Origin of the sequence: Methylobacterium mesophilicum, assembly GCF_036441335.1 — a bacterium.
In the GTDB taxonomy this organism is placed as follows: Bacteria; Pseudomonadota; Alphaproteobacteria; order Rhizobiales; family Beijerinckiaceae; genus Methylobacterium; species Methylobacterium mesophilicum_B.
In genome coordinates, this window is sequence record NZ_MLBW01000034.1 from 560678 (window position 1) to 573823 (window position 13146).

Below are 13146 nucleotides of genomic sequence, written 5' to 3' on the forward strand. Positions count from 1 at the left end.
ATATAGGGCCGCAAGTCGCCGCGCGAGCAGCGGCGCGCCGCCGCGGCCTAGACCAGGCGGCTCTGCTCGATCGCGGCGCCGACGAAGCCCTTGAACAGCGGGTGCGGCTCGAAGGGCCGCGACTTCAGCTCCGGGTGGAACTGCACGCCGATGAACCACGGGTGCCCGACATGCTCCACCGTCTCGGGCAGGAGGCCGTCCGGGGACACGCCGGAGAAGCGCAGGCCCTTGGCCTCCAGCCGCTCGCGATAGGCCATGTTGACCTCGTAGCGGTGGCGGTGCCGCTCCGAGATCTGCTCGGTCCCGTAGATCTGGGCGATCTTGGACTCGGGATCGAGCTTCGCCTCGTAGGCGCCGAGCCGCATCGTGCCGCCGAGATCGCCGGCCGCCGCGCGCCGCTCCAGCTCGTTGCCGCGCAGCCACTCGGTCAGCAGGCCGACCACCGGCTCGGCGGTGTCGCCGAACTCCGTGGAATTGGCCTCCGGCATCCCGGCCAGCGAACGGGCGGCCTCGATCACCGCCATCTGCATGCCGAAGCAGATGCCGAGATAGGGGATGCGCTTCTCGCGGGCGTAGCGGGCCGCCCGGATCTTGCCCTCGGCCCCGCGCTGGCCGAAGCCGCCCGGCACGAGGATCCCGTTCAGGCCTTCGAGGAACGGCGCCGGATCCTCGCGCTCGAACACCTCGGCTTCGATCCACTCGAGATTGACCTTCACCCGGTGGCTGATGCCGCCGTGGGTCAGCGCCTCGGTCAGCGACTTGTAGGCGTCTTTCAGCCCCGTGTACTTACCGACGATGGCGATCGAGACCTCGCCCTCGGGATTGCGCACGCGCTCGGCGATCGTCTGCCAGCGGCCGAGATCCGGCTCCTCGCCGTGCTCCAGGCCGAAATGGCCGAGCACCTCCCGGTCGAGACCCGCCGTCCGGTACGAGAGCGGCACCTCGTAGATCGAGGCCACGTCGAGCGCCTCGATGACCGCGGTCTGGCGGACGTTGCAGAACAGCGCGAGCTTGCGCCGCTCGTCCATCGGGATCGGCCGGTCGCAGCGGCAGAGCAGGATGTCGGGCTGGATGCCGATCGAGCGCAGCTCCTTCACGGAGTGCTGCGTCGGCTTGGTCTTCAGCTCGCCCGCGGACGGGATGTAGGGCAGCAGCGTGAGGTGGACGTAGCAGCAGGTGCCCCGCGGCAGCTCCTGGCCGAGCTGCCGGATCGCCTCGAAGAACGGCAGGCCCTCGATGTCGCCGACCGTGCCGCCGATCTCCACCAGCACGAAATCGAAGCTGTCGTTGCCGTCGAGGACGAAGTCCTTGATCGCGTTGGTGACGTGCGGGATCACCTGGATCGTCGCGCCGAGATAGTCGCCGCGGCGCTCCTTGGCGATGATGTCCTGGTAGATCCGGCCCGTGGTGATGTTGTCGGCCCGGCTCGCCGGGACACCGGTGAAGCGCTCGTAGTGTCCGAGGTCGAGGTCGGTCTCGGCGCCGTCGTCGGTGACGAACACCTCACCGTGCTGCGTCGGGCTCATCGTGCCCGGATCGACGTTCAGGTAGGGGTCGAGCTTGCGCATCCGGACCCGGTAGCCGCGGGCCTGAAGGACCGCCGCGAGCGCTGCCGAGGCCAGTCCCTTGCCGAGGGAGGAAACCACGCCGCCGGTGATGAAAACGTACCGCGTCATGGGCCTCGGTCCATAAAGAAGCTGCTGGCATTTGCCAAACGGCGGAGACCCCGGCCCGTGCATGGGCTGGGGATCGCGCGACGCATGGCGTGGACCGGCCGAGCGCCGGTCCGTCGGGACGAGGGGCGACGCCGCGCCGCCCGCGGCGCGCGCCGTCAGCNGTCAGCGCGACTGCGGCGCGTCCGGAACCGCCGGCTGGGCGGGAGCCGGTGCCGGCTGGGCGGGGGCGGTCGCGGGGGCCCGGTCCTGCTGCTGGCGCAGCGTGTCGAGGAGGTTGTCGGCACCAGTCGGCTGCTTGGCCGGCTGGCCGGAGGTCTGCGGCGCGCCGGTATCGAGGATCGACTTCGGCGCCGCCGAGCGGTGCGACAGGATGGCGAGGACCATGCTGGTCGTGAAGAACAGCGCCGCCAGGATCGCGGTGGCCCGCGTCAGGGCGTTGGCCTGGCCGCGGCCGGTCATGAATCCGCCGACGCCCCCACCGCCGCCGCCTCCGAGCCCGAGACCGCCCTCGGAGCGCTGGAGCAGCACCACGCCGATCAGCGCGAGCACGATGATGAGGTGGACGACGATCAGGACGGTCTGCATCGGTGTTCCGGGATCTTCTTCAGCGCCGCGCGCCGGCAGCGGGCACCGGAAGACGTACGCACGAGGGCCGGGGCCCGCGATCGTTCACGAGTCTCCCGGGCACGCGGACGTGCGGCGGGAGCTTCGGGGGCGACGCGTCGGGCGGACCGGCCGGAATTCGGCGACGGCATACACCACCGGCTGCCCGTCGCCAACCTGACGCGCGCCGCCGGCTGTCCGCTCCGGCTCTCGCCTTCGGCCGCGCTCCGTGCTCTCTGCCGGGGAAGGGCGGCCGACCGAACGCGCCGCCGGGTCCGGGAGGCAAGCCATGTCCGTGTCACGCCGTGCGGCGCTCGCCGTCGCCATCGCCGCGCCCGTCCTGATCCGATCACGCACAGGCTTCGCGGCCGGGTCCGACTCCGGCGCCCAGGGCGTCGCCGTCGAACAGGCGGTCGACGCCCTCACCAAGGCGCTCCTGGCCGCGGACGGGCCGGCCCTCGACGCCCTGGTGCTCGACGGGCTGAGCTACGGCCATTCCAGCGGGCAGATTCAGGACAAGACGGCCTTCATCGAGACGCTGACCAGTAAGCGCTCGAGCTTCCCGAGCATCACCCTCTCGGACCGCTCCGTCTCGGTCGTGGGTGACGACGCGATCGCGCGCCACGTCTTCGCCGGCGAGGTGGTCTCGGGCGGCAAGACGTCGCCGGTGCATATCGGCGTGATGCAGGTCTGGCACCGCGACGGCGGCCGCTGGCGGCTGCTGGCCCGGCAGGCGTTCAAGATCTGACGGCTGCGCGGCCGTCGAGCCCGGTCATGCGGAGCGGCGCCGCGCCGGCGCCGCGGCCCGGCATACCCGCCCTCAGGCGTAGGCGGCGCAGATCCCCAGGAAATCCTCCGCCACGAGGCTCGCGCCGCCCACCAGCGCGCCGTCGACGTTGTCGACCGACAGGAGTTCCTTGGCGTTCCCGGGCTTGACCGAGCCGCCGTAGAGGATGCGGATCTTCTGCGCCTCGTCGCCCACGAGCTTGTCGAGCATCTCCCGCAGGGAGGCGTGGACCTCGGCGATGTCGCGCGGCGTCGGCGTCCGCCCGGAGCCGATCGCCCAGACCGGCTCGTAGGCGATCACCGTGTCGGCCGCCGTCGCGCCCTTGGGCAGGCCGATGGCGAGCTGCGCGCGGACGATGTCGAGGGCGCGGCCCTGCTCGCGCTCCTCGATCGTCTCGCCGACGCAGATGATGCCGCACAGGCCCGCGCGCCGGGCGCCTAGCGCCTTGGCGTGGACCCCGTCGTCGGTCTCGTGGTGGTAGGCCCGGCGCTCGGAATGGCCGACGATCACGTACTTGGCGCCGAGGTCGGCGAGCATCTCGGCCGAGATGGAGCCCGTGAAGGCGCCGCTCGGGCGGGCGTGCAGGTTCTGGCCGCCGATCGCGATCGGCGATCCGGCCGCCGCCGCCACGCAGGATCCGATCAGCGTCGCCGGCGGGCAGATCAGCACGTCGATGCGGGGCGCGAGGTCCGGCGACAGCCCGTCGCGAATCGCTTCGACGACCTGGATGGATGCCCGGGTCCCGTTCATCTTCCAGTTGCCAGCGACAAGCGGCTTGCGCCCAGACTGCGTCATTCCTGCCCTCGCTCCGCCGCGGCTTTTCCGAAGTTGCCGGGGCCTATCAGAGCGAGCTTGAGCGTGCAAACGGCCCGGAGCGCCCGAGTCTTTGCCTGTGGACGCGAATGGTCTATCGCGGTCGGCTCTCAGGGACAGCGCCGGCCCGGCGACGGGGCGGCTGCCGAAGGTACTCGATCACAGACCATGCTTCAGGGCATCCGCAACGCCAGCCAGCACTGGCTCGGCAAGATCGTCTTGACGATCATCTTCACGCTGCTGATCGCCGGCGTCGGCATCTTCGGGGTCGAGGAGTTCTTCCGCGGCGGCGCGAGCAACAAGGTGGCCACGGTCGGCAGCACGCCGATCACGGCCGAGCAGGTGCGCCAAGCCTACCAGAACCAGCTGCAGCGCTATCAGACGCAGCTGAAGCGTCCGCTGACGCCCGATCAGGCGCGGATGCTCGGTCTGGACCGGCAGGTGATGTCCCAGCTGATCACCGAGGCCGCCCTCGATCAGAAGACGCACGACCTCGGCCTCGCCGTGCCGGATTCCTCGGTGATCAAGGCGATCCACGAGGAGAAGAGCTTCCAGAACCAGCAGGGCCAGTTCGAGCCGCAGCTCTTCTACCAGACCCTGCAGCGCGCCGGCCTCAACGAGGGCCTGTTCGTGCGCGAGCAGCGCTCGGTGATCGCCCGCCTCCAGCTGGCCGAGGCGGTGTCGTCGGACCTGCACGTGCCGCTCGCCATGCGGGAGGCTGTCCACCGCTACACCACGGAGCGCCGCGCGGCCGCCTACCTGATGCTGACCCCCTCGGTGGCCGGCCAGATCCCCGATCCGACGGACGACGAGCTGAAGACCTGGTACGAGGCCAACAAGTCCGGTTTCCGGGCGCCGGAGTTCCGGGCGGCCAACCTCCTCGTGGTCGAGCCCGAGGCGATGGCGAAGCCCGACGCGATCACCGAGGCCGACGCCCGCGCCGCCTACGCGCTCAACAAGGACCGCTACGGCACGCCCGAGAAGCGCACGATCCAGCAGATCGTGTTCCCCGACGCGGCCGCCGCCGAGGCGGCCCGCAAGGCGATCACGGACGGCTCGAAGACTTTCGACGCGGTGGCGGCCGAGCGCGGCACCGACGAGAAGGACCTGACCCTCGGCACGCTGACCAAGAGCGAGCTGTTCGACAAGGCTGTCGCCGACGCCGCCTTCGCGCTGCCGGAGGGCGGCGTGAGCCAGCCGGTCCAGGGCCGGTTCGGCACGGTGCTGCTGCGGGTCACCAAGATCGAAGCCGGGACGGTGAAGCCGTTCGAGGCGGTGGACGGCGAGATCCGCAAGGCCCTCGCCTTGGCCCGCGCCCGCGACGCGATGGAGACCACCCGCGACGCGATCGAGGATCAGCGCGCCGGCGCCAAGCCGCTGGCCGACATCGCGGCGGAGCGCGGCCTCAAGGTCGTCACCGTGAAGGCGGTGGACGTGAACGGCAAGGGACCGGACGGGCAGCGGATCACCGACATCCCGGACCCGGAGACCACCCTCCCGGCCCTGTTCCGCGCCGAGATCGGCGGCGACAACGAGCCCCTGCGGACCAAGACCGGCGGCTACGTCTGGTACGACGTCACGGGGATCGACGCCGCCCACGACAAGCCCCTCGACCAGGTGAAGGACGGCGTGAAGGCCGGCTGGACGGCGACCGAGATCGCCAAGCGCCTGCAGGCCAAAGGCCGCGAGCTCGTCGAGAAGATCAACAAGGGCGAGACGATCGAGGCCGCCGCGCAGGAGATCGGCGTGAATCTTCAGGAGGCGCAGGATCTCGCGCGCAACCAGGCCAAGGACATGCTCACGGCGGACGTGGTGAACCTGATCTTCGCGACCCCGGTGGGCAAGGCCGGAACGGCGGCGGCCGGGGATTCGCGGGCGGTCTTCAAGGTCACTGCGGCGACGGTCCCGGCCTTCGTGGCCGACAGCCCGAGCGACAAGCAGATCACGCAGAGCTTCCAGGCGGCGCTCGCCGACGACGTGCTGTCCGAGTACATCAGCGAGGTCCAGAAGAACGCCGGCGTGAAGGTCGATCCGGCGGCCCTGCGGCGGGCCATCGGCGGCGAGTACTGAGGCATGGCCGAGACGCCCGATTACGCGGCCTTCGCGGCGCGCTACGAGGCCGGGCAGCCGAGCCTCGTGGCGGTGAGCCTCGTCGCCGATCTCGAGACGCCGGTGGCGGCGTTCCTCAAGCTGCGCGCCGGGCATGCCGGGCCGGCCTTCCTCCTGGAATCCGTCGAGGGCGGCGCCGTCCGCGGCCGGTACTCGATGATCGGCCTCGATCCGGACCTGATCTGGCGCTGCCGGGCGGGCGCGCCCGCGATCGCGCGCGGGGCCGATCTCACGCGGTTCGAGCCGGATCATCGGGCGCCGCTGGCGAGCCTGCGGGCGCTCATCGCGGAGAGCGCCATCGGCGAGTCGGACGGCCAGGACCTGCCGCCGATGGCCGCCGGCCTGTTCGGCTATCTCGGCTACGACATGGTCCGCGCCATGGAGCGGCTGCCGGAGCCGAACCCGGATCCCCTCGGCGTGCCGGACGCGATCCTGGTGCGCCCCCGGGTGATGGTGGTGTTCGACTCGATCCGCGACGTCATCACCGTCGTCTCGCCGATCCGGCCCGTCCCGGGCACCGCGGCCCGGGCCGCCTACGAGGACGCGCTGCAGCGCGTCGACCGGGTCGCCGCCGCCCTCGAGGGGCCGCTGCCGATCGAGGCGCGGGTGGACCTGTCGACGGTCGCCCCGCCCGAGCCGGTCTCGAACACGCCGCCGGACGACTTCTTCGCCATGGTGGCGCGCGCCAAGGAGTACATCGTCGCGGGCGACGTCTTCCAGGTGGTGTTGTCCCAGCGGTTCTCGGCGCCGTTCACGTTGCCGGCCTTCAGCCTGTACCGCTCGCTCCGGCGGACCAACCCGGCGCCGTTCCTGTGCTACCTCGATTTCGAGGGCTTCCAGATCGTCTGCTCCTCGCCCGAGATCCTGGTGCGGGTGCGTGACGGCGTGGTCACGGTCCGCCCGATCGCCGGCACGCGCCGTCGCGGCGCGACCCCGGCCGAGGATACCGCCCTCGCCGAGGAGCTGCTCGCCGACCCGAAGGAGCGGGCCGAGCACCTGATGCTGCTCGATCTCGGCCGCAACGATGCCGGCCGGGTCTCGCGGATCGGCAGCGTCCGCGTGACCGACTCATTCTTCATCGAGCGCTACAGCCAGGTCATGCACATCGTGTCGAACGTCGAGGGCGACCTCGACCCGCGCCACGATCCCCTGGACGCCCTGGCCGCGGGATTCCCGGCCGGCACGGTCTCGGGCGCCCCGAAGGTGCGGGCCATGGAGATCATCGACGAGCTGGAGCGCGAGAAGCGCGGGCCGTACGCGGGCTGCATCGGCTATTTCGGCGCGCGGGGCGAGATGGACACCTGCATCGTCCTGCGCACCGCGGTGGTGAAGGACGGGACCATGCACGTCCAGGCCGGGGCCGGGATCGTCTACGATTCCGATCCTGCCTCCGAGCAGCAGGAATGCGTCAACAAGGCCAAGGCGCTGTTCCGGGCCGCCGAGGAGGCGGTGCGCTTCGCCGCGCAGGCCAAGCGCGGGCAGTAGGGCGGTCAGTAGGGCGGGCGCGCGGCTGCGCCGCCGTCCGACGCCGACGGTTGACCGCGCGGGTGCGAGCGGTCACATCGCCTGCATGCCCGAGCGTGCCGCCGCGATGCCCAACGTCCTCGTCATCGACAACTACGATTCCTTCACGTGGAATCTCGTGCACCTGATCGGGCCGCTCTGCGGCGCGGTCGAGGTCGCGCGCAACGACGCGCTGACCATCGCCGACATCCGCGCCAGGACGCCCGACGCCATCGTGCTGTCGCCCGGGCCGTGCACCCCGACGGAGGCGGGGATCTGCCTCGACGTGGTCCGCGACCTGTCCGAGGAGATCCCGATCTTCGGCGTCTGCCTCGGCCTCCAGGCGATCGGCCAGGCGTTCGGCGGCGACGTCGTGCGGGCGCCCCTGCCGCTCCACGGCAAGGTGTCGACCATCCGCCACGGCGCGCGCGGCCTGTTCCGCGGCCTGAACGACAGCTTCGAGGCGACCCGCTACCACTCCCTCGTGGTCGACCGCGCGACCTGCCCGACGGCCCTGCGGGTCACCGCGGAGGCCGACGGCCTGATCATGGGCCTGGAGCACGCCGACCGGCCGCTCCACGGCGTCCAGTTCCACCCCGAGAGCATCCGGTCGCAGCACGGCACGGAGATCGTGAAGAACTTCCTCGATCTCGCCGCCGCCTGGAACACGGCGCGTGACAGGACGCGTGCCGACGTGCATTGACGCCGGGTGCCGGGGCGGCCCTCCGTAAGAACCCATGGACAGCTTCAGACCCCATCTCGCGAAGGTCGCCGGGGGCCTCGCCCTCGACCGCGCCGAGGCCCGCGCCGCCTTCGACGACCTGCTGTCGGGCGAGGTCACGCCGGTCCAGGCGGGCGCCTTCCTGACCGCGCTCAAGGTGCGCGGCGAGAGCGTCGAGGAGATCGTCGGCGCGGCCGAGGCGATGCGGGCGCGCATGACGCGCGTCGCGGCGCCCGCGAACGCCGTCGACGTCGTCGGCACCGGCGGCGACCATTCCGGCAGCGTCAACGTCTCCACCCTGGCGGCGATCATCGTGGCCGCCTGCGGCGTGCCGGTGGCCAAGCACGGGAACCGCGCGGCGACCTCGCGCTCCGGCGCGGCCGACGTGCTCGCCGCCCTGGGCGTGCGACTCGGGCTCGACCCCGCCGCGCAGGCCCGCTGCCTCGAGGAGGCCGGCCTCTGCTTCCTGTTCGCGCAGGCCCACCATCCGGCGATGCGCCACGTCGCGGCGGTCCGGTCCGAACTGCCCGTGCGCACGATCTTCAACCTGCTCGGTCCGCTGAGCAACCCGGCCGGCGTCGGCTACCAGCTGTTCGGCGTCGCCCAGGCGGCCCTCGCGGAGCCGCTGACGCGGGTCCTGGCCGAACTCGGCAGCCGCCGGGTCTGGACCGTGCACGGGTCCGACGGGCTCGACGAGATCACCGTCACGGGCCCGACGCAGGTGGTCGCCCTCGACGAGGGGCGGCTGTCCCACTTCACCATCGACCCGCGCGCGTTCGGGCTGGCGCTGCGCGCGCCCGAGGAGCTGCGCGGCGGCGACCCGGCCGAGAACGCGCGGTCCCTCGAGGCCGTCCTGGCGGGGGCGCGCAACGCCTACCGGGACATCGCGGTCCTCAACGCGGGGGCGGCGCTCGTCGTCGCGGGGGCCGCGCGGGCCCTGGCGGACGGCGTCGCGCAGGCGCAGGATGCCGTCGATTCCGGGGCCGCCCGGGCGACGCTCGCCCGCCTCGTCCGGGCTTCGAACGACCACTCCAACGGACAGGAGGGCCGATGAGCTCGCTGACGCACGAGGCGATCCCGGAGACCGGCGCCGGGACGCCGACCGAGCGGCCGAACGTCCTCGCCCGCATCGAGGCCTACAAGCGCCGCGAGATCGCCGAGGCGAAGCTGCGCGTTCCGCTCGCCAAGCTGGAGCGGAAGGTCGCGCAGGCGGAGCCGGTGCGCGGCTTCGCGGCGGCGATCCGGACCCATCTCGCCGCGGACCGCCCGGCGCTCATCGCCGAGGTGAAGAAGGCCTCGCCCTCGAAGGGCCTGATCCGCGCCGACTTCGATCCGGCAACGCTCGCCGCCGCCTACGAGGACGGCGGCGCCACCTGCCTGTCGGTGCTGACCGACGAGCCCTCGTTCCAGGGACGGCCCGAGTACCTGACGGCTGCCCGCGCGGCCTGCAAGTTGCCGGTCCTGCGCAAGGATTTCCTGTTCGAGCCTTATCAGGTCTACGAGGCCCGGGCCTGGGGCGCAGACTGCATCCTCGTCATCATGGCCTGCCTCGACGACGACGAGGCGGAGGCCCTGGTCGGAGCGGCGCATCTCCTCGGGATGGACGTCCTGGTCGAGGTGCACGACGAGGCCGAACTCGCCCGGGCGATCCCCCTCGGCACGGCGCTGATCGGCATCAACAACCGGAACCTCAAGACTTTCGAGGTCTCGTTCGAGACCGCGATCCGGCTCGCGCCGGGCATCCCGGCGGATCGGATCGCCGTGGCCGAGAGCGGCATCGGCGACCACTCCGACGTGGTGCGGCTCCGGGACAACGGCCTCGGCGTGGTCCTGGTCGGCGAGAGCCTGATGCGGCAGCCGGACGTCGCGGAGGCGGCCCGCGCCCTGCTGTTCGGCGACGCGGGGGCCAAGGGCGGCAAGCCGCGGAAGAAGGCGTAAGGCATGCGGCCGGGCTCGACGCTGACCCATCTCGACACGAGCGGCGCGGCCAACATGGTCGACGTCACCGACAAGCCCGCTACCGACCGGACCGCCCGGGCGGAAGGCCAGATCGTGATGAGGCCCGAGACCCTGGCGCTCATCCGCGAGGGCGACGCCAAGAAGGGCGACGTGATCGGCACGGCCCGGCTCGCCGGCATCATGGCGGCCAAGCGCACCCACGAGTTGATCCCGCTCTGTCACCCGCTCCTGCTGTCGAAGGTGCGGGTCGAGTGCGAGGCCGACGACGCCCTCCCGGGGCTGCGCGTCGCCGCCGAGGTCCGGGTCCAGGGGCCGACCGGCGTCGAGATGGAGGCGCTCACCGCCGTCTCGGTGGCCTGCCTGACGGTCTACGACATGGTGAAGGCGGTCGATCGCGGCATGCGGATCGAGGGGATCCGGCTGATCGCCAAGGACGGTGGCCGTTCCGGCGCCTACCGCGCTCCGACCGAATAGACGCGAATTTTCCTCAGTTTCCACAACTTCTGAAAAATGTTCCCCCAGATCCGCCGCGGATCGCGCGCCCGGATCGGAGATCACGCCGCCGACGTCGTCGCCTCGCGCACCCAGCCGCCATTCCCGGCCTCGGCGATGGACGGCTACGCCGTGCGCGGCGCCGACGCCGCGGCGGTCGGGGCGACCCTGCGGTTGATCGGCACCAGCGCGGCCGGCCACGGTTTCCCGGGCCGCATCGGCGCGGGTGAGGCGGTCCGGATCTTCACCGGCGCGCCGGTGCCGGAGGGCGCGGACGCGATCCTGATCCAGGAGAACGCCGCCGCCGAGGCGGGCGCGGTGCGCGTCCTGGAGCCCGTGGAGCCGGCGCGGTTCATCCGCCGGGCCGGCCTCGACTTCACGGCGGGCGAGACCCTGATCCCGGCCGGCATCAGCCTCGACGCGCGCCGCCTCGCGCTCGCCGCCGCGGCCGGTCATCCCTGCCTCCCGGTCCGTCGCCGGCCGCGCGTCGCGATCCTCGCCACCGGTGACGAGCTGGTGGTGCCGGGCGCGACGCCCGGCTGGGACCAGATCGTCGCCTCGAACAGCCTCGCGCTCGGCGCCCTCGCCGCGGAGGCCGGCGCCGACATCGTCGATCTCGGGATCGCGGCGGACGACCACGACGCGCTGGCGGACGCGTTCCGTCGCGCCCGCGCGGCGCGGGCCGACGTGCTTGTCACCCTCGGCGGCGCGTCCGTCGGCGACCACGATCTGGTTCAGGCCGCGCTCGCCAAGGAGGGCCTGGAACTCGGCTTCTGGCGGGTCGCCCTCCGGCCGGGAAAGCCGTTGATGCACGGCCGCCTCGGCGACATGCTGGTGATCGGACTGCCCGGCAACCCGGTCTCATCCATCGTGTGCGGGCTGCTGTTCGTGGTGCCGGCGATCCGCGCGCTCCAGGGCGACCCGCAGGCGGGCGCCGACCGGAGCGAGCCGGCCACGCTGGGCCGCGACATGCCGGAGAATGACGGGCGGGCCGACTACATGCGGGCGAGCCTGGCCCTCGAGCCCGGCCGGCTGCCGGTCGCGACCGCCGAGCAGCGCCAGGACTCGTCGATGCTCGGCGTCCTCGGACGGTCCGAGGCCCTGCTGATCCGCGCCCCGAACGCACCGGCCGCGCGCGCCGGCGATCCGTGCCGGATCATCCGGCTCGATCGCCGCCTGCTCTGATCGTCAGGGCACGACGCGCCAGACCTTGAGCGGGCCGGGCACCTCCAGCGGCACGAGGCGGGCGCTCCCGGCCGCGCCCGCGGCGAGCCGCGTGGCGAAGGCCGTCTCCGCCTGCAGATTCTCGGCCGGCCGGGCCGGGCAGGCGACGAGGTAGCTGACGCCGAACGCCGTCAGCACCCGGTCGAGGTCAGCCTCGGTGCCGCCCAGCCCCTCGATCGCCGCCGCGAGTCCGGGAATGGCCCGGTGATAGGGCGCGGCGACGATCCTGTGCGGGGTGCGGAGGAGAATCGAAGGCCCCATGAAGATCGGGGCGAGCACGGTGCCTTCGGGCAGGCGCGCCAGGGGGCGGACCGCGGCATCGTCGAGGCAGGCGGTGGTCTCGGCCGCGTCGGGCGCGGTGCGCAGGCCGGGCGCCAGGGTCTCCGCCAGGAGCGCCGGGATCATCCAGAGGCTGCTGACCAGCGCGGCGCCGAGGAGCGCGACGGGCCAGCGCCGCCCCCCGGCCGGCAGCGTTGCCCGCGCGAGCGCGCGGTCGAGGACGACGCCCGCCACCAGGGGCACGAATCCGGAGACGATGTAGAGGCCGCGGAACTGCGCGATGCCGAGGATCAAGCCGGGCCACAGGAAGAGTGCCACCACCGACCAAACCCGGCGTTCGGGCCCGCGCCACGCCATGCCGGTGGCCGCGAGGCTCGCCAGGATCACGACCGGGTAGAAGACCAGCGCCTCCCACTGGCCGCGGGCCACGAACTTCGCCAGCGGCGCCATCTCGTTGACCGTGAGCAGCCAGTGGATCCGCACCAGCGGCGGCATGTCGGGGAACGGGCCGCCGAGGCAGGCCGGGAAGGCGGCGGCGAACCCGGCGAGCAGGACGCTCCCCACGACACCCGCGAGGGCGAGGCGCGCCGGGATCGTCGCGAGGCGCTCGCCCGCGGCGGCGGCTCCTGCGGCGAGGCCCAGCCCNGGCTCCTGCGGCGAGGCCCAGCCCGCCGAGGGTGAGCCAGAGCCAGGGGGGCGAGAGCGCGTCGCAGCGGGTGACGCCCCAGAGCGCGGGCGCCGTCTGGACGGCGAACAGCGCGGGAGCGGCGAGGCCGAGACCCAGGCCGAAGCCCGCGAGCGACGCCAGCGCGGGCCGTCCGCGCAGGCACCAGTCGGCCGTGAGAAAGACGGCCGCCAGCGCCACGAAGGGCAGGCCCTCGAGCCCGATCGCCAGCGACACGGCTGCCAGGATCCCGCCGATCAGGCCGGGTCGCAGGCCACCGCGGATCATGCAGAAGGCGAGACCGAGGATCGAGAGG

Annotated in this window: 12 protein-coding genes; 8 read left to right on the forward strand and 4 right to left on the reverse strand. The window is 72.5% G+C overall.

The window, feature by feature from the left end:
* Window positions 1-47: 47 nt before the first annotated feature.
* Both MMR14E_RS23365 and secG read right to left on the reverse strand, forming a co-directional pair.
* Complete coding sequence (locus MMR14E_RS23365) at window positions 48-1676, reverse strand: CTP synthase (protein WP_331317579.1); 1629 nt, start codon at window positions 1674-1676, stop codon at window positions 48-50.
* 162 nt (window positions 1677-1838) lie between these two features.
* Window positions 1839-2261 (reverse strand): preprotein translocase subunit SecG, encoded by a 423-nt coding sequence (secG, locus tag MMR14E_RS23370; RefSeq protein ID WP_331317580.1) that lies wholly within the window; start codon window positions 2259-2261, stop codon window positions 1839-1841.
* Between the two features lie 307 nt (window positions 2262-2568).
* Between secG and MMR14E_RS23375 the strand changes: the two genes are divergently transcribed.
* Entirely contained in the window at window positions 2569-3027 is a 459-nt protein-coding gene (locus MMR14E_RS23375) for a nuclear transport factor 2 family protein (RefSeq protein WP_331317581.1), read from the forward strand.
* A 72-nt stretch (window positions 3028-3099) separates the two neighbouring features.
* On the opposite strand, the gene tpiA is transcribed toward MMR14E_RS23375, so the two are convergent.
* On the reverse strand, window positions 3100-3861 hold the full coding sequence (gene tpiA, locus MMR14E_RS23380) for a triose-phosphate isomerase (protein WP_331317583.1): 762 nt from the start codon (window positions 3859-3861) through the stop codon (window positions 3100-3102).
* Between the two features lie 186 nt (window positions 3862-4047).
* Here tpiA and MMR14E_RS23385 point away from each other — a divergent pair, with 186 nt between their 5' ends.
* From MMR14E_RS23385 to glp, 7 genes are all read left to right on the forward strand, one after another.
* Window positions 4048-5949 carry a peptidylprolyl isomerase gene (locus MMR14E_RS23385; RefSeq protein ID WP_331317585.1) on the forward strand — a complete coding sequence of 634 codons (1902 nt, stop codon included), beginning with the start codon at window positions 4048-4050 and terminating at the stop codon, window positions 5947-5949.
* A gap of 3 nt (window positions 5950-5952) precedes the next feature.
* Window positions 5953-7473, forward strand: coding sequence for an anthranilate synthase component I (trpE, locus tag MMR14E_RS23390; RefSeq protein ID WP_331317587.1), 1521 nt, complete (start codon window positions 5953-5955; stop codon window positions 7471-7473).
* Between the two features lie 106 nt (window positions 7474-7579).
* Window positions 7580-8194 carry an aminodeoxychorismate/anthranilate synthase component II gene (locus tag MMR14E_RS23395; protein WP_331318633.1) on the forward strand — a complete coding sequence of 205 codons (615 nt, stop codon included), beginning with the start codon at window positions 7580-7582 and terminating at the stop codon, window positions 8192-8194.
* A 34-nt stretch (window positions 8195-8228) separates the two neighbouring features.
* Window positions 8229-9266, forward strand: a complete 1038-nt coding sequence (trpD, locus tag MMR14E_RS23400; protein WP_331317589.1) for an anthranilate phosphoribosyltransferase — start codon at window positions 8229-8231, stop codon at window positions 9264-9266.
* Complete coding sequence (gene trpC / locus MMR14E_RS23405) at window positions 9263-10150, forward strand: indole-3-glycerol phosphate synthase TrpC (RefSeq protein ID WP_331317591.1); 888 nt, start codon at window positions 9263-9265, stop codon at window positions 10148-10150. The genes trpD and trpC overlap by 4 nt, the downstream gene beginning before the upstream one ends.
* A 3-nt stretch (window positions 10151-10153) precedes the next feature.
* Complete coding sequence (gene moaC, locus MMR14E_RS23410; protein ID WP_331317593.1) at window positions 10154-10645, forward strand: cyclic pyranopterin monophosphate synthase MoaC; 492 nt, start codon at window positions 10154-10156, stop codon at window positions 10643-10645.
* Window positions 10646-10681: 36 nt separating this feature from the next.
* A complete protein-coding gene (glp, locus tag MMR14E_RS23415; RefSeq protein ID WP_331317594.1) occupies window positions 10682-11848 on the forward strand; it encodes a gephyrin-like molybdotransferase Glp in 1167 nt (388 codons plus the stop codon).
* A 3-nt stretch (window positions 11849-11851) separates the two neighbouring features.
* On the opposite strand, the gene MMR14E_RS23420 is transcribed toward glp, so the two are convergent.
* The gene (locus tag MMR14E_RS23420) at window positions 11852-12730 is read right to left on the reverse strand and encodes a hypothetical protein (RefSeq protein ID WP_331317597.1); all 879 of its coding nucleotides are present in this window, start codon (window positions 12728-12730) and stop codon (window positions 11852-11854) included.
* Between the last annotated feature and the right edge of the window lie 416 nt (window positions 12731-13146).

Bases quoted from the DNA above. Each gene is read 5' to 3' on its own strand.
- MMR14E_RS23365 (WP_331317579.1), bottom strand. From the start codon at position 1,676: ATGACGCGGTACGTTTTCATCACCGGCGGCGTGGTTTCCTCCCTCGGC.
- secG (WP_331317580.1), bottom strand. From the start codon at position 2,261: ATGCAGACCGTCCTGATCGTCGTCCACCTCATCATCGTGCTCGCGCTG.
- MMR14E_RS23375 (WP_331317581.1), top strand. From the start codon at position 2,569: ATGTCCGTGTCACGCCGTGCGGCGCTCGCCGTCGCCATCGCCGCGCCC.
- tpiA (WP_331317583.1), bottom strand. From the start codon at position 3,861: ATGACGCAGTCTGGGCGCAAGCCGCTTGTCGCTGGCAACTGGAAGATG.
- MMR14E_RS23385 (WP_331317585.1), top strand. From the start codon at position 4,048: ATGCTTCAGGGCATCCGCAACGCCAGCCAGCACTGGCTCGGCAAGATC.
- trpE (WP_331317587.1), top strand. From the start codon at position 5,953: ATGGCCGAGACGCCCGATTACGCGGCCTTCGCGGCGCGCTACGAGGCC.
- MMR14E_RS23395 (WP_331318633.1), top strand. From the start codon at position 7,580: ATGCCCAACGTCCTCGTCATCGACAACTACGATTCCTTCACGTGGAAT.
- trpD (WP_331317589.1), top strand. From the start codon at position 8,229: ATGGACAGCTTCAGACCCCATCTCGCGAAGGTCGCCGGGGGCCTCGCC.
- trpC (WP_331317591.1), top strand. From the start codon at position 9,263: ATGAGCTCGCTGACGCACGAGGCGATCCCGGAGACCGGCGCCGGGACG.
- moaC (WP_331317593.1), top strand. From the start codon at position 10,154: ATGCGGCCGGGCTCGACGCTGACCCATCTCGACACGAGCGGCGCGGCC.
- glp (WP_331317594.1), top strand. From the start codon at position 10,682: ATGTTCCCCCAGATCCGCCGCGGATCGCGCGCCCGGATCGGAGATCAC.